Below are 22,504 nucleotides of genomic sequence, written 5' to 3'. Positions count from 1 at the left end.
ATTTTATATCCTCAATATTCATTTTTTTAAGAAGATTTCAATTATCTCTTTGATAGTTTTAAGCTTGCAGGTTAATGAAAAAATATTCAACCGTAATCAGTTATGAAGATTTCAATTATCTCTTTGATAGTTTTAAGCTTGCAGGCGAAGAAGGATGGGTAATCCCTATCCTTCATTGGATTCAATTTCAATTATCTCTTTGATAGTTTTAAGCTTGCAGGCACTTATAAAGGAATTGAATAAAATAAGAAACTTTAAAAATTTCAATTATCTCTTTGATAGTTTTAAGCTTGCAGGTGCAGTGGGGCACCGCAGCGAGCCCAGATTTGAGTGATATTTCAATTATCTCTTTGATAGTTTTAAGCTTGCAGGTTTGAGTATATTTTTATGTCCAACTAATTCACTTTCAAATTTCAATTATCTCTTTGATAGTTTTAAGCTTGCAGGGACTATATCTACACATCAATAACTAAGAGAAAAAAAATATTTCAATTATCTCTTTGATAGTTTTAAGCTTGCAGGTGAGATGACTGCGCAACATCAATCCATTCATCTGCTTGATTTCAATTATCTCTTTGATAGTTTTAAGCTTGCAGGCCGATAGTAGGATTGAAGGAATAGAAATGTTTAAGCGAATTTCAATTATCTCTTTGATAGTTTTAAGCTTGCAGGTCAGACATCCAGCAATTACCTCATCCAAAAAATTTATTATTTCAATTATCTCTTTGATAGTTTTAAGCTTGCAGGAATAAATTTTTGGAATGTTTATTCCATATATTTAATAAATTTCAATTATCTCTTTGATAGTTTTAAGCTTGCAGGCTTTTCAAAGCGCGTTTTCAAAAACGCACTCTTCAAAAATTTCAATTATCTCTTTGATAGTTTTAAGCTTGCAGGGCGACCTCATCGCAGGTCGGTGACATTATACAACTATCATTTCAATTATCTCTTTGATAGTTTTAAGCTTGCAGGTAAGAGGGAATTACAATAAAAAATATGATGAAATGGTGAATTTCAATTATCTCTTTGATAGTTTTAAGCTTGCAGGAAAAAAATTGTTCAATGTATACAACCATAGTGAATTTATATTTCAATTATCTCTTTGATAGTTTTAAGCTTGCAGGTTATATGAGACAAGCATGTCCAGTTGTAAAGGAATGTTTATTTCAATTATCTCTTTGATAGTTTTAAGCTTGCAGGTCCAAACACCGTATAATAGACGGGAAGTTGAAAAAATTAATTTCAATTATCTCTTTGATAGTTTTAAGCTTGCAGGAAAATGCGAACACTGTAAATCCGGTAATCTTCTTTTTTAATTTCAATTATCTCTTTGATAGTTTTAAGCTTGCAGGCATCTGCCTTCCCCGTCAAAAGAGTATCCACTTCCGACATTTCAATTATCTCTTTGATAGTTTTAAGCTTGCAGGTTAAATGGGACTATTTAAAATCTTTAGATTCAAGATTAATTTCAATTATCTCTTTGATAGTTTTAAGCTTGCAGGGTATAAAAAAATTATTTGATTTTTGATAGAACGTGCTTAATTTCAATTATCTCTTTGATAGTTTTAAGCTTGCAGGCTTTTACTGATTGTGGGGAAATTTAAATAATATAATCAATTTCAATTATCTCTTTGATAGTTTTAAGCTTGCAGGAGCCCTTCTGACAAGCCAAGGCTATATACACCAATATTATTTCAATTATCTCTTTGATAGTTTTAAGCTTGCAGGTAGTCCTGCGCGAACGGTTGCCTCCATATCACCTTGTGATTTCAATTATCTCTTTGATAGTTTTAAGCTTGCAGGAACGCTTGAAGCGTTTATTAAGATGATGAACGATTTATATTTCAATTATCTCTTTGATAGTTTTAAGCTTGCAGGTGGGAGGTCTAAAAATGTTAGAAGATTCACTTAAACAAATTTCAATTATCTCTTTGATAGTTTTAAGCTTGCAGGTCTCCGTAAAGATTGCTGATTCCGACTATGTAGCATATAATTTCAATTATCTCTTTGATAGTTTTAAGCTTGCAGGCCTTAATGGAAAATCAATTTCCAATATTATATGCCGTATTTCAATTATCTCTTTGATAGTTTTAAGCTTGCAGGAAATTTGTTATTTCCTAGCGTTTCTAGTGTACCCGTGGATTTCAATTATCTCTTTGATAGTTTTAAGCTTGCAGGTAAATCTTCATTATATTCTTTGCGCCAGTTTGCGCCAATTTCAATTATCTCTTTGATAGTTTTAAGCTTGCAGGACAATCTCCGCAGGGGATGAATTGACTTCGGACGATAGATTTCAATTATCTCTTTGATAGTTTTAAGCTTGCAGGAAAAGCGCGACCAGTTTTACATCTATTCAATCAAGGCATTTCAATTATCTCTTTGATAGTTTTAAGCTTGCAGGTGGGGAACATGTCGCTTGGGTAATCGATTGAAATGAAAATTTCAATTATCTCTTTGATAGTTTTAAGCTTGCAGGTAAAGCGCTTAGCGCGATAGAACGCGCTTGGCAGTCGGATTTCAATTATCTCTTTGATAGTTTTAAGCTTGCAGGTATGAGCAATCAACGGGGATTGTCGATCGACTCATGATATTTCAATTATCTCTTTGATAGTTTTAAGCTTGCAGGGTAGTAAAGTTCCAATTGATTATATGAGTGCTTTTAAAATTTCAATTATCTCTTTGATAGTTTTAAGCTTGCAGGCGAGCCGATAAAAAAAATTATGTTCCCCATCTTTCGAAATTTCAATTATCTCTTTGATAGTTTTAAGCTTGCAGGTAATGATAATATGGAATTTATAGTCGAAAGAAAAATCATTTCAATTATCTCTTTGATAGTTTTAAGCTTGCAGGGACTTCACAAACTGGATAGTATTCAGAGTACTGCGCACATTTCAATTATCTCTTTGATAGTTTTAAGCTTGCAGGGGTTATAGTGAAATACGAAACTAACGGTGGTTATGTGAATTTCAATTATCTCTTTGATAGTTTTAAGCTTGCAGGGGACGAAGACCTCATAGAAATGGCTGTCGAGGTCTTCAAATTTCAATTATCTCTTTGATAGTTTTAAGCTTGCAGGAGAACTCAAAATGGGTGAATATGTTGAAATTATGGAAATTTCAATTATCTCTTTGATAGTTTTAAGCTTGCAGGCGGTTATTGCACCATAGAGCCGAGAATCCCCCAAGCCCGATTTCAATTATCTCTTTGATAGTTTTAAGCTTGCAGGTGGACAAGGGCTGTTAATAATCAATTAAAATTAAATCAATTTCAATTATCTCTTTGATAGTTTTAAGCTTGCAGGAAATTCATCAGCAGGAACATTAATTAATTGTTCCCTAAATTTCAATTATCTCTTTGATAGTTTTAAGCTTGCAGGTGCCTTTAAAATGCTCTAAACATCAATTTCAAGCACTTAAAATTATATCACCTAATTTAATAAATATTGAATTTCCTTAAAAACTTATGCATATATAGATAATCCAATCATTATTCTTTCACATTTGCCTGGATTTCTTTATATTGTTCATTTTTATGAAAATACTTGAAGGATCATTAAGATTATAATTAAAATATAAATGAATTGAAAAACGTTCAATTATAAATTAGTAAAGTATTTTTAAAGTTGAACGAATTTAAAAATTCAATAAAATCAGGGATAATAATGAAATCAAGGAAAATCTGCAATATTTTCAATAAAATGGGGTAAAATTTATCGATAAAGTATAATCTGCAGATTATATTAATTGAACATATAAATGAAGGAGGTGTTGGAAAAATTCTAATAATTATTACAAAATTTTTAATTGTGATGAACGAAAAACAAAATAGAAATCAAAAGTTTTTTAAGTGCGAAAAAAATAGTTTAAAAAAACCAATAATGTCTTTTGTTGGTTAAAATTATTGAGTCAATTTTTCATGGAAATATAGAATATTTTTTTTCAGGAACACAGTAAAATATAACCAAGAAGATATGATATAAATAGCAAAACGAATGAAAAGCGATGTAAGAAAATCACATAACATCAAACAAAAACTAAATCAAAATCAAACAAAAACTAAATCAAAATCAAACAAAATAAAATTAAGTTCAAACAAAAATATCGATTAAAAAATTTAATAGGAAAGCCCAAATTGGGATGGAATTACACAAATTTTAGTATATAGATTACCACTTGATAAATTTAGAAATAGAAATGCATGAAATAGTGAAAAAAATAAACACGATATACAAGACAAGCAAGATATTGACGAGAAATAATATTAAGATAAATTATTCATGGAAACAGTTGCGCCCAATTAAATTTTTGTTATCAAGAGTTTTTGTGTTATTGAATGATGTTTTTACAATGTTTTTGTTTAAGAATTTGAAGATTTTTTTTAGAAAAATGATGAAATAAAAAAATAAGATAGTAAAGCAGTAAAATGAAATAACCTTGTGAAACTGCGATTTAAAATAATATTGTGAAACTACATTGTTTTGGCGCGAAATATAATGGATTTTAAGCATTTATTTAATAATCGTTCAGCCTCTCTGTTTACAAATAAAAATGCAGGTGAAATTCACTCAAAAAAAGCCTTAGTTATGGAACCTTCGAGTGAATTTTATAGTGAAAATTTTAAGTTAGATATTGATTCGATCAGTGATGATTCTAATTTCAGGATGTGGGATAATTATTACGGAATAATTGTATCAGTGGAGTATAAAATATTTTTTAGCGGTATTTTTGTTCCCCATTTGGTTGTACAGGGTTATAATGGCGAGATAACATGGATTCCCCTAATAGATTATGTAGTTTTACGGATATCTCGTGAGAAATATTGTTTAGATTGTTTTAATTTAATTTCAAAAGAAGTGTATAACAAACAAGCAGAAATAAAAGCAAAATCAGAAATAAGTACAAAAAATAGAAAAGAACTAAAAACAGAGTCAGAAATAAAAGTAAAATCAGAAATAAATACAGAAAATAGAAAAAAACTAAAAACAGAGTCAGAAATAAAAGCAAAATCAGAAATAAATACAGAAAATAGAAAAAAACTAAAAACAGAGTCAGAAATAAAAGCAAAATCAGAAATAAAAACAAATGCAGTAAAACAAGAACGAGAGCATAAAAAACATGAGAGTTTGAATGAAAGGCATGAAGCTGAGAATAATGATGAAATAACCCAAGATTTTGATAAGCATAGCGATTTAGAAAAAGACAGACACTTGAAAAAAGACAGACTTTTGAAAAAAGACAGACACTTGAAAAAAGACAGACACTTGAAAAAAAACAGGCAATTTGAAAAAGAGATAGTAAACAACAGTCTTGTAGAACCCCTAACATCAAAATCATCAAAAACCTTTACAAATCGTAAATTTCGATGGGGGACCCAAATAAATCGATTAAATATAATTAAGCATGAACTACATAAACAATATAAAACACCTGAGTATTTATGTGAAAGTTGTGCTGCATTATATGACTTAACAATTATTGGGTATTTTAAGCATCGTTATAATTACAACTGCCCTCTTTATTCATTTAGGTGTTATTTATGCGAGGGTTGTCGGCGTTGCTGGAGTTGTGAGTATATAGACAAATGTTATAGTGATAAAGGGCTTGGGATAATCTTAGACTATGATGATATTTTTGTTTTAGCGAAGTATTTTTCAAATAAGAAAGAAATTAAAAATCCTAATCAAAAAATAATGAAATGGTTTTTTTGGTATATTTTTAACAACAAGGCATTCAACAATATGATATACAACAACAAGGTTTTCAACGACAAGGAATTCAACGACAAGGAATTCAACGACAAGATATTCAACAGTGAGACTTTCAACGACAAGATATTCAACAGTGAGATTTTCAACGACAAGATATCCAACAGTGAGACTTTCAACGATAAGATATTCAGCAGCCAAATTTCAAGAATAATTATAGGGAATCAAAATGAGTGCTGGTGGGATGGAATAAAATTAGGTGGGCAATATTTAATTTATTGCCAGCCTGAGGATATGATAAACTTTGATGCATTATACGATGGAATTCTGCGAGATTTAGATATAGACATTGCAGAATTTAGCGATTTCGCGGATTTTGACAATTCTAATAATTCTAACAATCTTGATGATTCTAACAATCTTGATGATTCTAACAATCCTGATGCTGGTGATTCTGATGATGCTGGTGATTCTGATGATTCTGATGATTTCAAAGATTTTTTACATTTTATTAAAAATTTCGAGATAAATAGTGCCAATAAATGTAAAACGAGTATATTTGCGCCCCAAAATAATCAAAAATTAAAAGATGGGATGACAAGCCAAAAACAAATGGCGATAATCAATGAATTTGTAAATTATATTCGTTCTTGGTTATCAACAAGAATAAAAGAGAATTCTGAAATATTTAAAGCATTTTTGAATAATGAAAAACGTCGTTTAAACAAACAAATAGATGAAATATTGCATATATCTCACCCAAATACAAACTGGAGAATATCAATATATAGGATTCCTAGCGATGATGTGGAAAATTATCAAGATTTAAGAGATATCAGTAATTTTTCCTTAGAGACACTCTATTTGCATCAGACTACCGATATAACAAAAAGAGATGTTTATTCGAATTGTGATTACAGATCAAATTCATTATCATTTTCTGAGAGATCACTTGATAATTCATCCGAACAGCCATCTGATAAGTTCTTTGAAGGTGTATCTGAAAAGTTCTTTGAAGGTGTATCTGAAAGATCATTTGAAAAACCAACTAATATTCATACTTTGAAGAAATCAGAGCTTGAAAATACTCAGATAGGGCGCGACGACATAGATATAGGGGAAATATATAATGCATATGACGTCCAAGATAAACACAGTATGGAACATATGCAAGATAGACACAATATGGAACGTATGCAAGATAAAGATAAAAAAGATTCATTTTCAGTTGGGTTTTGGGGCTTTAGTAATCATGATATGGTTAATTTGGAATTTTATGTTGATGGATATGTCGGGTCTCGACTTTTGGCAAGATTTAAGTTGAGAACCAGGGATAATGTTAAGAAGAATAAAAAGAGCGATATAGTGGATAAAATCGATAAGAGTAATATAGTGGATAAAATCGATAAGAGCGATAAGAACGATATGGTTGGTAAGATCAATAACATCAATAAGATGAACAAGATTAAAAAAATGGATAAAATTGGTAATTCAGAAGCAAAAAAAAGAAACACTATCCATGAAGAAGGAATATTCCGCAAGAATAGTGATGAAAGCGCTTTAAAATGGTTAAATTTGAAAGATTTAATTGGGCATAAGATTTGGTTGGATACACTTTAGAGTTAGTAATGTGGCTCGACATGTATTAATTGCAATTTAACGAAAATTTGAATGATTAAAAAGCAAAATCGGATTTGAAATTAAATTGATAATAGTAGTCCAAGAACCAGGGACTCGTTTAGGAAAGACAAGCGAGCAATTGAAAATAATTCGCAGTAATGGAGAATTTAAGGTAGCTTTTCGTTTGGTTGAGTCGATTATATGCTTAACAAAGTGCTATATTAGTTATGATGTGAATATTGCGTGTGCCCGCTATGGTATTCCTGTATTTTATATGCGTAAGGGTCATCCAATAATGGCGACGCTTCCGTATGCTCATCATGGTTTTGTAATAACGAGAAAAGCTCAATTTGATTCATATTCAAATGGTAAAGGGATGCTTTTAATGACATCAATAACTTTGGGGGCGATAACTAATAAGATTCGTATGATAAAATATTTGTCTCGGAATATAAAAAGGAAAGATCTCCAGAAAGCGCAAGATTTTCAGGACAAGGCGTCCAAGATGGAATTACTAAGAAAAGAAGTAAAAAAGATCGAAATTGGGATAAAATCATGGTATTTTCCTGTAAAAACTAAACAGCAGCAACAAATAGTTATTAGTGAAAAAAATGAAATGGAGAATGTTAAGGATACAATTCCTGATGAAGGTAAAAACATTAGCATAGATCAGAGTCAAAATAGTGACACAAATCAAAAGAAAAATAATAACACAAATCAAAACATAAATAGTGGCTCAAATCAAAACACAAATAGTAACTCAAATCAGTATATAAATCAACCAAACCACCCGAACCAACAAAGCCAACCGAACCAACAAAACCAACTGAACCAAAAAAACCTAAAAAAAGGTGGCTTAAATCTTAATCCAAATCATTTGCGTGCTAAATTGATGGGATATGAAGGGAGTGTATCTCGGATCTATTTTAGTTTATTAAAAGATGTATTTCCATCAAGTTTGAATTTTACCAAGCGAGTTCGGCGCCCCCCGAGAGATCCAATAAATGCATCAATCAGTTTCGGCAATCATTTGCTTGCGAATGAAATAATGGTTGCGATTGTAGTTGCAGGATTGGAGCCTTTTGCAGGATTCATGCATTCAGATAGATCCGGTCGTCCTTCTTTAGTGTTTGATTTGATGGAGGAATTTCGTCAACCATTAGTTGATCGGTTGATTTTACGACTGTTTCGCAAGCGAATATTGCAAAATAAGCATTTTACAGATGAGGGTGATGAATTTGGGATGCGTTTTAAGAAATCTGGAATGGAAATCTTTCTTCGAGAGTTTTATTATTTGGTGCGAAAGCAGGGTGAATATATTAAGGGTACATTTATGACTTATCAAAATTTGATGTTAAATCAAGCTCGGCTGATGGTTCGTTATTTTTTGGGCAAGGTGAAATCGTATAAGCCATTTTTAATGAAGTGGTGATACTATTTTGGATGATTTTTATTTTATTCAATTTGAATAGTATAGATAATTGAACAGATATTTGTAAAGATGATTGTATAGAGATTTGTAAAGAGAATTGTAAAGTTATTAAGAATATTTAATTCGTGGAGAAGTGAAAGAGGGCTATTGATGAAAAGAAAATTCATGAGAAAAAGAAAAAGGCTATTGATGAAAAGAAAATACATGACAAAAAGAGAGAAAAGATGAAAAAAAAGACAAAATAAAGAAAAGAAAAAAAATAAAGAAAAGAAATCAATGAGGATAGATAAAACCAATAAAAGAAATATGCAATAAGAAATAATTTGAAGAAAAACTTAGGAAAAAAAGAATGAGAAACGAGAAAATGCAAAAAATCAAGGGAATAATGAAAAAAGAGACATAAAAATGGAAAAAGAGACATAAAAATGGAAAAATAATCAATAGAATTTAGAATTTAACCAAAAAATACAAGAAACAGTATAATAAAATAAGAAATAAGAAAAAGTTTAGATAGAAAGAATCTGCGAAAAATTGCGAAGAATTGCAAAAAATTGGGAAAAATTGGGAAAAATTGCAAAAAATTGCAAAAAATTGCAGAAAATTGTAAAAATATAAGAAGATCAAAATAATAATGGGGTAAATTATGAATTATTTGGTTACTTTTGATATTCCTGTTGAAAATACTCGATTGAGGACAAAATTGGGAGATAAATGCATGGATTACGGTCTTTTTCGTATTCAACTATCAGTATTTTGGGGGAGTTTGGAGAAAGCTGATTTAAACGATTTGATGTTTGAATGCGAGGAATTAATCGATAATTCTCCTGCTGATGTTAGATTTTTCGCAGTTTGTGATCAGTGTTTAGAGAAGTCCTACGTAATTTCAAATAATTCTCAAATTCGAACATTACATGCAAAAAAATTGAGCGATAACATAAAATTGACTACGATTTCACATATTGATGTGGGTTGGGTGGAGAAAGACAAAGATTCAGATAAAACTAGCAAATCTAAAACATCTAAAAAATCAAAGAATTCTAAAAAATCTAAAACATCTGAAATATCTAAAACATCTGAAACATCTGAAAGATCTAATAAGTCTACAATACCTGAAAAAAATCAAGAATATAATAAAGATAGAAGGGATAGAAGAGATATAATAGACAAAAAAGATAAAGAAGGGACAGAAGACAATGAAGAGACAGAAGATAAAGGAAGCAAGAAAAAGCCCTCGATGAAACCAAATGAGATAAAAGAATTGGAAAATGAAGTGGAACAAAATGCGAATGATTTATTTGATTTATCTGATGACAAGGTCTGGAAAGAATTTCAAAGAGAGTTTTTAGAACCTTCAGAAATAGATAATGATGATTTGAATCGAGATGAAATTTCTGGAGGCCCAGCAAAAGAAAAAGCACAAGAAATAGGAAAAGAAGAAGGAATTAAACAAGAAATAGGAAAAGAAGAAGGAATTAAACAAGAAATAGGAAAAGAAGAAGAAAATAAGCAAGAAATCAAGAAAAAAAAAGAAAATAAGCAAGAAATCAAGAAAGAAAAAGGAATTAAGCAAGAAATAGGAAAAGAAAAAGAAAATAAGCAAGAAATCAAGAAAGAAGAAGGAATTAAGCAAGAAATAGGAAAAGAAAAAGAAAATAAGCAAGAAATCAAGAAAGAAGAAGGAATTAAACAAAAAATAGGAAAAGAAGAAGGAATTAAACAAGAAATAGGAAAAGAAAAAGAAAATAAGCAAGAAATCAAGAAAGAAGAAGGAATTAAACAAGAAATAGAAAAAGAAGAAGGGATTAAACAAGAAATAGGAAAAGAAAAAGGAATTAAGCAAGAAATCAGAAAAGAAGAAGTGAAAATGAGAGGGAAAATGCAAGAAAAACTAAACCAAAAAATGGCTCAAGATTCAGTGAACAATGCCATCGGTTATTTTTTTCGAGAAATCCTTCAAGATATAATAGAAAATTACATTTCTGATGAAAAAAAATACGATAACGTTTACAACGAGGCAACGATTGTTTCAAATTCTAAAGAACAAATAACTCAAAATCAAGTTAAGTTTAAAGAATCAACCGATTTATTAAGCACCGCAGGGGCAAAACAATTAGAAGATTCGGATAATTTTGAAAATGAAAAGGGAGAGAGTATAAAAAGGGAGATTGGGAGAAATAAAGAAAAACGAATAAAGAATGAAAGTGAAAGTGAAAGTAAAAGAGAAAGAGGAAGAGGAAGAGAAAGTGAAAAGAAAAATCCTATCCAAGAAGATAAAAGCAAAGGAAATTTATGGGATATTTACTTAGAAGGCCCTGATTTGGGGAAGATTCTAAGTATAGGAGATGATCTACAACGTAATGAATCTGTTCCATTTTTTATGACGAAAGAACTAATGAATTGGCTTTTAACAGGAGAAGGTAATGAATTAATGGAAGATTCAGAATCAATTTCCATGATTGAGAAAGAATTTATTAATAAAGTTTTGTCTGAATCAGAGAAAATTATGCCAGAATCAGAGAAAATTATGTCAGAATCAGAGAAAATTATGCCAAAATCAGAGAATATTATATCAGAACAAGAGAGAATTACATCAGAACAAGAGAAAATTACATCAGAACAAGAGAAAATTACACCAGAACAAGACAAAAATAAAGCAAAATCAGAAAAATATGAATATAAAAAGATGAATGAAAGATTGCCAGAAGATACAACCAATATTAATAAATCAGATTCCATGAATGTTGAGGAAACATTTGTCACGCTAAAAGATATTATGAAAAACATTTCATTAATTGAGAAAAAGACAGGATTAAAGTCAAAATATCATGGATTCGTCGACATTGATGTACTTCTTGTTTAGGCTCAAAAATTTTAGAAAATATGTTAATTATAATAAGTAAATTAAAAGAAGCATTTGAACTGAATCGATTTGGGGAAAAAAATGGATATAAACATGCAAAAATGGTATGGGATAGAAAAGTGTGGGATAGAAAAGTGTGGGATAGAAAAGTATGGGATAGAAAAGTATGGGATAGAAAAAAGCAAGATAGAAAAAAGCAGCATTGAAAAAAGCGGGATAGAAAAAAATGAGAAAGTAAAATGGATTTTTTCAGCTGAAGAACTCAGACAGTATATATACTGTGCTCGAATTCCATTTCTTCGACATGTGCGAAAAATCAGAGCAAATACCACAGCTTCAATGCGCCGAGGGACGAAATTTCATCAAGAAATAGTAAGAAAGCGTAAAAATTTACAAAATTGGCTCCAGATTAAAGAAAAGCATAATCCGATTGATTATTCTCCTAAGTATTATTTTAATCTTTATTTTGAATCTGCGACTCTCCATTTATTAGCATATCTTGATCTTGCTGAGACAAATCCGACAACAGATGAAATATTTCCTGTAGAAATAAAGACTACCTCGAATTTTCCTGTAAAACGGGATACAGTAATTGATCATCATCTTATTCAATTAACTGTTCAAAGTTTATTGATAGAAGAGTATTTTAAAACTTTTGTTTCAAGAGCAAAAATAATCTATATCGGCAAAGAACAGAATAAATTTCAATCTTTTTGGCAGGAAATAAGCATAGATATGAAGAAAGTAGTATTAAAGACTGTATCGAGAATGCATAACGAATTTATTTCTGAAGATTTGCCCAAACCAACAAGAATTAAGGAACGTTGTAAAGTTTGTGAATATTATGCATTTTGTCGAAAAACTTAGATTTGCATTAATTCTCTAAATGAATTATTATTTCAGATTTAAAAATTAAGCGAACTATGGAATAACTGCTTGTGTAATATAAAAATGGCACAAAAGAGATATGAAATAAATCTGAAAAATAAAAATGAATAATACATGAGATAAAAATGAGAAAAATATGAAAGAAAAACGAAAATAAGATGAAAGTTAACGAAAAAAATTAGAAAAAAAGGAAAAATAGATGAAAGTCAAACGAAAAATGTTGAAAGAAAAACGAAAAATAGATGAAAATTAAACGAAAAATGTTGGAAGAAAAAGGAAAAATAAATGAAAATCAAACGAAAAATGTTGGAAGAAAAAGGAAAAATAGATGAAAGATAAATGAAAGATAAACGACAAAAAGAGCAAGGGGTAAATGGATGCAAAATAGAGCAGTAAGAATATTTAATCTAATTTAAGTAATCAAAAAAATGAAAAACAACATAGAATTTAGTTGAAAAATATAAATTATAATATCTGGAATAAAAAGCGAATATATCATGGTTTCTGATAACAATTTTCAATCTATAGATGAAAAATTCAATAATTGTGAAGATAGGGCATCTCATATAATATTTCTGGGATCTCCTGAAAAGAAATTATTATTATTTAGTAAAATGCAACCTTCTTTTGGAATTCGTGTGGATTGGACAGCAAAAATATATGATATACAATTTGATGAAAAAACAAGTCAATCTGATCAAGTAAACTGCATGAAGACGAATATTAAGAGCCAGACTTATTCATCCCAAGCACTAGTTGAAAAATATATAAAGGCTTTTCATTCAAAATGGCAAAAACTTTATCCAAATGATAAGTACAGCATTTTTTCTAATTTTTCAGAAAGTGCATTAGATAAAAATGTGAAGAGGAATAATCAGAAAAAAAGTCAAAAAAGAGACCAAAAAAGACCACTGAAATGGATTGAATTAAGCACTAAACTGATGCAAACATTTTCTCCAGAAATTTTTGGTTTTGATTTTATTTCTCATGGTCATGCAGATCATTCTTCATTAACCAGATTTTTACCAGAAACGATAATTTTCAATCCAGAAAATAGCAATGATGAAAAAATTAGATTTTATCCGCTTCCAATTTTGAGTACAATGCAAAATTTGCAGATATTAGAGAATCGATTTGGCTGTAAACTAATTTCATTTATAGAATGGTATAAAAAAAGGGAGAAGGATTTTTTTAAGAAAGGAAAAAAAGGGAAAAATGAAAAGGACAATTTCTTTTCAAACAATTTTACATTAAAAGAAAAACAACAGATTACGGATTATTTTAACAAACTTAGAAAGGAATATACGATTTTCTTTAAAGAAGCAATGAATAAATTTAAGCAAATTCACCATGATGAATTAGCAAGGAATAGTATAGAAAAAGATGATTCTGAAAGTATAACAGAAAATAATTCTGAATTCCAGGATGAAAATCAGAAAGAGCTTCAGAAAGAGAGTCAAAACGAGCTTCAGAAAGAGCGTCAAAACGAGCTTCAGAAAGAGCGTCAAAAAGAACACGATAAAGATAATTTATTCAGATATCCTAATGGCGACAATAGATGGCTTTTTATCCCCGATAAGATGGAAAAATGGCTTGAAAAGGAGAATTATTTCTACCCAATCATGATTGAAGATTATGTAATTTGGTTAATACCCACAGGGCATGTAATTGGTTCTGCAGGTCTATGTATTAGGCGCAAAGATAAAATTATTCAAGACTTGGAGATGATTAAGAAAACGGAGATAAAAGATGGATTTTTTCAAATTAACTGTGATTTTTCATATTTATGCGAATTTGTTCCATATTTTAGAGGGCACTGCTTTATACCACCACCGATTACAACAAAACACATGATTATTGATGCACTATATGGAGATCCTTTTCTAATTAGCAATTATTTTGATTCAGAATTGATTCGGTTAAAGATTTGGCTTAAATCAATTTTGATGGAAAATAAAAACAAAGAGAGTGAAAAAATTGTCTTTTTTTGCAGAGAGCTAGGTAAACCGCAATTGTTGATTCAGGCAATATGGGATGTTGTTCAAAGCATGCATCAGAATTATCTTTTAAATGGAAAAAGATCAGCAGATTCAATGCAACTCTCAATCGATAGTTCAGAAAATGATATTATTGTAAATAATAAATCTATGATTAAAGAACAGATGAACGATTATTTGATAAAAGATGATATTACAAAAGATGATGACATAGCGAAAGGTGACAATTTAACAAAGGATAAAGATGTAGCAAATAGTGACAATTTAACAAAGGATAATGATGTAGCAAATGGTGACAATCTAACAAAGGATGATGACATAGCGAAAAGTAACGACATAGCAAAGAATGATGATACAACTAATGGTGACAATGTAACAATGGATAATGACATAACTAATGAAACTCCGACAAATGAAAACTTGATGAATAATAAAAAGATAAAAAAGAACAGAATGAAAGAAGAGCACGAATTATTTGTTTGGAAAGATTACACACTACCTTTGATTATGCCAAGTTCATTTTTTAATCTATTTAAAGTAATTTTTCCATCAGATATATTTCAGTCTCTACAAAAGTTGGAGTTAATCTATTCAAAAACGTCTGCAAATAAAGAAAAAGTAAAAGAGAAAGGTCCTTTTGTCATGCTAGAATTACCTAACCAGCGGTATTTGAGGACATTTCACTCATTTCAGCAGACTTATATGCCAAAAATCGCAGAAATATCAGGTTGGTGTGCACAATTGAAATATAGGGATGATCATCCTTCAGACAAATTCTTTGAAATATCAGATCATGCAAATATTGTAGAAATGATACAATGGATAAAGCAAAATAAGATAAAAAAGGTGTGGATAACAAATACTATATCAAATTTACCTTTGAAATATTTACGGGAACATGATATTGAGTGTGGTTTATTATCAAGCACTATATTAAAATTATAAAATCTGAATATAAAGGGTATCTTATTTTTTCCATATTAAATACTCAATTACAATGATTCAAATTCTATTTATCATAATTTTCTCTTTTTAAATAATTCAGATCTAGTTATAAATATTAAAAAAGACCTGCAATCTCTTCTCCCAATGCATCAATTTTCTAACATTCTTCGCCACTGAGTATATTTACTTGCAAATTAATTCTATAATGATGATGTCATTCAATTTGCAGCTGATTTGTAATTGATTTGCAGCTGATTTGTAGTTGATTTGCAACAGATTTGTTGTTGATTTGCAGCTGATTTGTTGTTGATTTGCAGCTGATTTGTAGTTGATATGCAGCTGATTCGTAGTTGAATTTATTCTTAATAAAGTCTCAATTTAAATGCTAATATATCCAAAAAAGCCTCAATAGAAATACGAATATATCCTAAAAAGTCTCAATCATAATGCGAATTTATTCAATAAAGTCTCAATTCAAATACGACATTCTTTTATTTGTTAAAATGCTAATATAATCAATGAATATTCCGAAAGAAAATCTTCGAAAGATTGTAGAAGAGCAATATACCATGATTATCCATAAGCCCGTTGGGATTCCGCGTGAAGAATTATCAGCAATTAAAGAAAAAAAGAAATTATCACATGTAATTGTCATAACAGGGCTCCGTAGGTGTGGAAAATCTACTTTCTTACGGCAAATCATGCATTTTTATTATCAGGATCAGAATTTTTACTATCTTAATTTTGATGATGAACGATTGGCAGGTTGTAGATCTGAAGATTTTGATATGATTTATGAGGTTTTACTTGAACAATTCGGAGATCATCAAGTGTTTTTCTTTGATGAGATACAAAACGTGCCTAAATTTGAACGGTTTATTCGTCGGTTGCACGATTTAGGAAATAAAATTTATATCACTGGTTCAAACGCTACACTTCTTAGCAGCGAAATTTCCAGTAAATTAACGGGCCGTCATTTAGATATTGAGCTTTTTCCTTTTTCTTTTCGCGAATATCTCAAAATGAAGAATGTAGAAATTAATAATTCTTTACTTTATACAACGAGAGGGAGGGGAAAGGCCATTAAATTATTTGATGAGTATTTGCATAGAGGAGGAATGCCTGAATTTCTAACAACAAATAACTACGAGATATTACAGCGGTTGTATGATGACATTCTTATCAAAGATATTGCTGTGCGCTTTAAAATTCAACATGTCCGTGAGCTCAGCGAAATTGTCAAGTATCTATTTTCTAACATTGGGCAAAAAACAAATTACTCTAGATTAAGTAAATTTGTTAATGTCAGAAGTCCTAACACAGTAAAAAATTACCTATACTATCTTCAACTCACTTATTTAGGTTTTTTAATTCCCAAATTGGATTATAGTGTCAAAAAACAAATTGTTTCAAGCCAGAAATTTTATGCAATAGATTTAGGTATAGTAGAAAATATTTCTGCAAAATTATCTAAAGATCTTGGTTGGGCATTGGAGAATTTAGTATTTCTTTCTTTACGAAAAAGAAATCCTTTATCTAATATTTTTTATCATGATAATGGTTCAGAATGTGATTTTGTGATTCAAAATGAGTTGAAAGTTCAAGAGGCGATTCAAGTTACATATTATTTAGATGAACATAACAGGAAGAGAGAAATTCAAGGGCTTTTAAAGATCATGAAAGATTTTAAACTGAAATCCGGCTTAATTCTTACCTATGAGCAAGAAGAAGAAGTTAACACCCCAATTGGAGTTATTTACATTAGTCCTGTTTGGAAATGGTTATTAAGTTTATAATGATCTTCTATATTACAAATCATATTCCCGCTTTGGCATTATTATTTAAGATTTTTTGAAGTTTTCCATCAAACCCCTCTTCGAAAAAAACTTGATTATGTAAAATATTGTATCGAATCGAATGATTTTTTAAGAATTCTCGATATTCAGGATATTTTTCTCGATATTCTTTATAATAATCATTTGAAATAATATAACCATTGTTCGCTTTGGCAAAACTAAGTATAAACCAATCATCATCTTTTCCTTTAGGCGCCTGATTTACATTTGAATGTTTTAATAAAGAGTTGTAAGTACCGACTTCAATTTCGGCAATATGATGTCGAATTCCTGCTCCAAATAAAATGAAAATTCTATCTTCAGGAATACCTTTTTTAATTAATTCTTGTTTGCATTTTAGAACGTCTGAGATTCTTGCGTATTTTGAATTAGAGTTATTACGGGAAATGTTAGATCCGTCAAGAATAAATGAATAATCCATGTTTTGTGATGAATTTTGAGATTGTGTGAAAGAGGAGGCGAAAGATAAAGTGTGGGATGAACTGCTAGATGAAATGTGTGATGAAGTGTGTGATGAAGTGCGAGATGATGAGGGAGGTGAATAGTTTATTATTTTTTGAGGTATTAAATTGGTTTTATTAAGAGCAAGATCTAGTGTTTTTTCATAAGGATAATTGATTTCTTGATAATATCCAGAAAGATCAACTTGATTATAGAAATCACGGATAATTTCAAAATTATTTTCAAGTATTGTCAATTTTTCAGATGGCCCATTTTTCTTTTCCAAATCAATCGTAGCTTGAAGAGTAGAGTAAATACTTGATAAATCTTCTTTTAGTGGAAGAATATTAATAAATTTTATAATACTTCCATCATCAATTTTCTTTCGCTGAAATTCATATAAATTCATACTGTGTTCATGATCTAATAAAGCATAAGATTCGTCCAAGATTACAATGTTATATCTTGCTACATTGGAAGCAATTGAAATGATTGCTCGACAATAAGCATATGTTTTTTCACCGCTTGAGAAATCATCAAGATCTCTTCGTTCTTCAAATCCTTCATGAGTTTCAAATATAATAGTTTTCTCAGCAATATCAAATCTTTTAATTTTTCGATATTCTTTAAAAACATAGTCAAAAAATTCCTTTTTTCCATAAATATTACGAAAGATCTCATCAAATTGAGAAGTAATTAATGAGAGATTCTTTGAATTCTTTGGTTTTGAACCCTTAATAATGCGTGAAATATCATCTTGAAGACTTTTCAATCTTTTATATAATTCTTCTGTGTTTTTTTGATATTTAGAGAATTTTGATTTAAAACTATTAATAAAATTGAGGAATTCGCCCTTCTTTTTATATCCAAATTTTTCAGATGTAGTCTGAACTTTATTATTTAGCAAACTAATTTTTTCTTTAATTTCTTGAATTTTCTGCTTTTCATCTTCCATTTTTTTCTTATGGATGATAAATTTATCTGATTCTTTTTTTTTACTCATACGGGTATTTTGAATTATTTTTTCACAGATATCCAGTGAATCTATTTCAGATTTTATTTCCTTTTTCTTTAATTCGCTTTTTATACTAATTTCTGTTGGAAATTTTTCGAGTTTTTGTTTTATTTCTTTAAGTTTTTGAATTTCTCCAATTAGTTCTTGTTGCTGAGATTCTAATTCTTTGATACGAGTATGAACTTCCTTTTCTTTAAATTGAAGTCTATTGAATTGTTCCTCCAGGTCTAAATAATCATCAATATTTTTATGAACTCCTTTTTGTTTTAATTTTACAGATTTGATTTCATTCGATATTTTTGAATATTCAGTTAATTTTTCGAGTATATCTTTTTTTGTTCTGATATCATTATTTAGCGATACTATTTGTTCCTGGTATTTTTTAAGAGCAGGTTCTTCTTTAAAGGTCAAGTTAGCGGAATTTACAATGCAGTATAAATCATAAAATGAAAATTGTATTGAATTATCAGGTTGATTAGCATTAGAAAAAGAGAATATTTTTTCATCTTTCATTTCAGTTGTACTAGCTTGGCTACAAATATCTCGCATTTTAGTAATATAAGATTTCATTTGTAATATTCGAGAATTTTCTGAATTCAGTTTTTCAATTTTCTTTTTAGTTGTATTAATTTCAATTTGTAAATCTCGGATATTTTTTGATGTCTGATTTTTAATAATATTAATTTGATCTATTGTGATATTATACTTTAAAGCAAGTATTTCTATGATTTTATTTTGTTTATTTTGTAATTTTTGGATTTTTGTAAGAATATTTTTTTCATTTTTATCTAATTTCTTTTCAAACTCTTGTATTTTCGATTTAATTGCATTTTGTTCACTGTAATCTTTATTTATTTTTTCTTGGATTGATTTTGATTGCTGAATTTTTACATTCAGTGTTTTTTCTATTCTTTCAGGATTATTTTTTAATAAAAATTCTAATTTTTCAAGTAGATTCAATTGTTCTTCTTGAAATTTTATTTTACTTTCACGTGTTTTTATAATTGTCTTAAGATTATCATGTGAATCTAAATGTTCGTTAAATTCTTGTTGTAATTTAAGATATTCTTCGAGGTCTGGTTGATTTGTATTATTTTTAAACCAAATCTCAAAATTTTTCAAGAATTCTAATTTTTTTTCTAATTTTTGAAGTTTTTCATCGATTTTACTTTTAAAAATATCTTGAAAAAACAAGATTTGTTGCTGTAAACTTTCATTTCCCCGAATTGTTCTTAAATATATCATTTTTTTTAAATCTTGAAATGAGATCTCTTCATTATTTTTGTAAAACTTACCTAAAGTAAGCGGGTTAGCTCGATTATACTTTCGATCATATTTCCAGAGATATGGTTGTAAATGAACTTTAAAAATTAGTGATTTTGAAACATGGAACTGAATTTTACATTCTTGAATGATTTGGGATAATTTTAAAAATTGTTCTTCATTTTTAAATGTATATTCTCCTGCGGCAATTTCCATTAAAGTAGATGCCATAGATTTTCCTACACCGTTTTTTCCATGAATTGTTATTATGTTTTCAGGAGAAATCTTAGGGATCGTAGATTTCCCTTTAGTATCTATTTCAATCCCAATCATTTCTGTCATATTCAATCCTCCAATTCTTTCAAGTATTTCATAAATTCTTCATTTGAGGTATTTGAAAAACCATTAAAATCAATAATTGAATCCATAAATTCTTGATAAATTTCCTTTAATTCAAATTTCTTCATTGCGTTTTGAATAAATTGATCAGTAATATCTTCATAATCCAATTTAATCTCACTTTCTTTTATATTTCTAAATCACAATGGTTATTTATAATAATATTTAATCAATTTCGTTTAAAATATATACGTATAAAAAATCAAGATTAATAATTCTACTATTCGGCAATATATTCTTCTGCTTTGAGCGGTAACAATCGATCTTTCTCAATAATGCCTATCTCCCTTGCTTTATGATTGATCATCCATAGTTCTGAATATACTGAAGGTTTCTTTTCCTTTTCATGATATAGAGTTTTTGAAAATGTATCAGGTAAACGAAATTTTCCTTGATTAATATCATCAATTACACCAAAAACAAAATTAGCAGAGATAATTGCGCGTTTTGAACCAAATTTAATCAATTTAAACATATTTTGGTGTTGATATTGATCACATTTATATTTAAAATGAAAAATATGGTTTTCTTCGATAAACATAGGCATACCGCAATACATACATCTTTTTAAATAACCTTTAGGTCGCAAATAACGAATTTCATCAAGTAAGAAATACTTAAATTTTGTATATCCATATCGTAAAGGAAATCCTGATTTACATCGAAATTTTACAATTTCTGGCCTTTCTTTTTCTATTTGTGTAAGATAAGTACTTATTCTATGAATTGATACATCTTCTAAACAAATATTTCCTTTCTCATAAAAAAAATCTGATCGAATATAATCATAAATCTCATATGATGAACAAGGTGAGAATTCTTTCAGAATCGAGAGCAATAAATCTTTCATTATCTCTTCCCTAATTACCAATAAACTCATACCTATATAAATTAGACTTAAGTTCAAATGAGTCTAATCTACACATAACAATGATGTATTCACAAATAAATTGACAGAAACCTTTTTGAATTGACTATTCTTAGTATTAATGAGAACCAAATGGCGATGCTCACACAGTTTATCTTTACTCTTTATCCCCACGAATCGACAGGTCCCTACTTTCTTCAACCATATGCTTATATTTTCCGAGGCATTTTCATGAATTGGCTTAAAGCCTTTAATTCTACTGTTGGTGATGATCTCCACAAAAAGCAACCTAAAGATTCAAATCTCTTTATGCTTGAATATGCTCTTCAACAAGAACTTCACTATGCATTTAGTTCAAATCAAAATCCTACTACGAATTCTTCACGAACCCATCAAAGAAATCGATCTCATTCTCGTCGTTCCATGGTTAATAAAATTATATATAAAATATCTTCATTAGATGATTCTATTTCTCAAGCGCTTCTAAATTTTCTGCTACAACAACGAGACACTACCATTCAGTATGCAATGCAAAAGGCAATAATTGCTCAAGTTGAAATTAGACAGAAAAGCCTTATCGATTTAATAAAAACAGAAAATAGACCAAAATCTTTGAAAATTAGATTTCTTACACCTACTGCTTTCAGTATCCGTGGAAAAAAGACCATGATGCGTTTACCCCTTCCCGAATATTTATTTCCGAATTTAGCAAAGTTATGGGATAGTATTTTCGAAGAGACAGATTATCAAATTCCAGATTCATTTTTTGAATGGGTAAATCAACATGTTTCAATCTCGTCATTTCAATTAAAGACTCACGCTTGGGATATGGGTAAAGACATTAAATTCACTGGCGCTTCTGGCTGGATAAAATATATTAATGACGATTCGGATAATCCATTAAGTGTATGGCTAGATGTTTTAACCAGGTTCGGAGAAGATATGAATACAGGAAATGGCAGGACTGCAGGATTCGGACAATTCAAAGTAATTAATAGTTCTAACTGAATCAGTTGAATCATTCTTTGGGTAATTAGATCAAAAAAGTATTTGGTAATGCGCAGTATTTTGTATAGAATTTTAAATACTTTATATGCCTTTTTTTGATTAATTTTGAACTTTCAGGTTATTGTAATAATTGGCAGTAAGAATTCTGTGTTAAGTTGCTAAGTCTATAGAATTCATGTCTATCTCTAGAAAGTGTGGAACTAGATGT

10 protein-coding genes and 1 CRISPR repeat array are annotated in these 22,504 nt (G+C 29.3%); of the genes, 7 read left to right on the top strand and 3 right to left on the bottom strand.

Annotated features, from left to right (window positions below; genetic code table 11):
• Positions 1–34: 34 nt before the first annotated feature.
• Positions 35–3,376: direct repeats of the CRISPR family, unit length 37 nt; unit sequence ATTTCAATTATCTCTTTGATAGTTTTAAGCTTGCAGG.
• A 1,101-nt stretch (positions 3,377–4,477) separates the two neighbouring features.
• From ACXLDF_RS00480 to ACXLDF_RS00455, 6 genes are all read left to right on the top strand, one after another.
• A complete protein-coding gene (locus tag ACXLDF_RS00480) occupies positions 4,478–7,324 on the top strand; it encodes a hypothetical protein (protein WP_457556517.1) in 2,847 nt (948 codons plus the stop codon).
• Between the two features lie 85 nt (positions 7,325–7,409).
• Positions 7,410–8,756 (top strand): CRISPR-associated endonuclease Cas1, encoded by a 1,347-nt coding sequence (gene cas1, locus ACXLDF_RS00475; RefSeq protein WP_457556516.1) that lies wholly within the window; start codon positions 7,410–7,412, stop codon positions 8,754–8,756.
• 643 nt (positions 8,757–9,399) lie between these two features.
• Complete coding sequence (gene cas2 / locus ACXLDF_RS00470) at positions 9,400–11,616, top strand: CRISPR-associated endonuclease Cas2 (protein WP_457556515.1); 2,217 nt, start codon at positions 9,400–9,402, stop codon at positions 11,614–11,616.
• A gap of 81 nt (positions 11,617–11,697) precedes the next feature.
• A complete protein-coding gene (gene cas4, locus ACXLDF_RS00465; RefSeq protein WP_457556514.1) occupies positions 11,698–12,483 on the top strand; it encodes a CRISPR-associated protein Cas4 in 786 nt (261 codons plus the stop codon).
• Positions 12,484–13,001: 518 nt separating this feature from the next.
• Complete coding sequence (locus ACXLDF_RS00460; protein WP_457556513.1) at positions 13,002–15,446, top strand: hypothetical protein; 2,445 nt, start codon at positions 13,002–13,004, stop codon at positions 15,444–15,446.
• Positions 15,447–15,964: 518 nt separating this feature from the next.
• Positions 15,965–17,242 (top strand): ATP-binding protein, encoded by a 1,278-nt coding sequence (locus ACXLDF_RS00455; protein ID WP_457556512.1) that lies wholly within the window; start codon positions 15,965–15,967, stop codon positions 17,240–17,242.
• 19 nt (positions 17,243–17,261) lie between these two features.
• Here the strand turns inward: ACXLDF_RS00455 and ACXLDF_RS00450 are convergent, their stop codons facing one another.
• The 3 genes from ACXLDF_RS00450 to ACXLDF_RS00440 all read right to left on the bottom strand — a co-directional run bounded on the left by ACXLDF_RS00450 (position 17,262) and on the right by ACXLDF_RS00440 (position 21,270).
• Complete coding sequence (locus ACXLDF_RS00450) at positions 17,262–20,363, bottom strand: NYN domain-containing protein (protein ID WP_457556511.1); 3,102 nt, start codon at positions 20,361–20,363, stop codon at positions 17,262–17,264.
• Between the two features lie 2 nt (positions 20,364–20,365).
• Entirely contained in the window at positions 20,366–20,530 is a 165-nt protein-coding gene (locus ACXLDF_RS00445; protein WP_457556510.1) for a hypothetical protein, read from the bottom strand.
• A gap of 110 nt (positions 20,531–20,640) precedes the next feature.
• Positions 20,641–21,270, bottom strand: coding sequence for a hypothetical protein (locus tag ACXLDF_RS00440; protein WP_457556509.1), 630 nt, complete (start codon positions 21,268–21,270; stop codon positions 20,641–20,643).
• A gap of 150 nt (positions 21,271–21,420) precedes the next feature.
• Between ACXLDF_RS00440 and cas6 the strand changes: the two genes are divergently transcribed.
• Complete coding sequence (gene cas6 / locus ACXLDF_RS00435) at positions 21,421–22,296, top strand: CRISPR system precrRNA processing endoribonuclease RAMP protein Cas6 (protein WP_457556508.1); 876 nt, start codon at positions 21,421–21,423, stop codon at positions 22,294–22,296.
• Positions 22,297–22,504 lie beyond the last annotated feature (208 nt).

It is taken from the genome of Candidatus Harpocratesius sp. (assembly GCF_054039255.1).
Note: the sequence above shows the minus strand (reverse complement) of the source record. Positions and strands in the feature narration are given on the sequence as shown.

Excerpts from the sequence above, each read along its gene's own strand:
- ACXLDF_RS00450 (WP_457556511.1), bottom strand. The coding sequence starts at position 20,363 with ATGACAGAAATGATTGGGATTGAAATAGATACTAAAGGGAAATCTACG.
- ACXLDF_RS00455 (WP_457556512.1), top strand. The coding sequence starts at position 15,965 with ATGAATATTCCGAAAGAAAATCTTCGAAAGATTGTAGAAGAGCAATAT.
- ACXLDF_RS00460 (WP_457556513.1), top strand. The coding sequence starts at position 13,002 with ATGGTTTCTGATAACAATTTTCAATCTATAGATGAAAAATTCAATAAT.
- ACXLDF_RS00440 (WP_457556509.1), bottom strand. The coding sequence starts at position 21,270 with ATGAAAGATTTATTGCTCTCGATTCTGAAAGAATTCTCACCTTGTTCA.
- cas2 (WP_457556515.1), top strand. The coding sequence starts at position 9,400 with ATGAATTATTTGGTTACTTTTGATATTCCTGTTGAAAATACTCGATTG.
- cas6 (WP_457556508.1), top strand. The coding sequence starts at position 21,421 with ATGGCGATGCTCACACAGTTTATCTTTACTCTTTATCCCCACGAATCG.
- cas4 (WP_457556514.1), top strand. The coding sequence starts at position 11,698 with ATGGATATAAACATGCAAAAATGGTATGGGATAGAAAAGTGTGGGATA.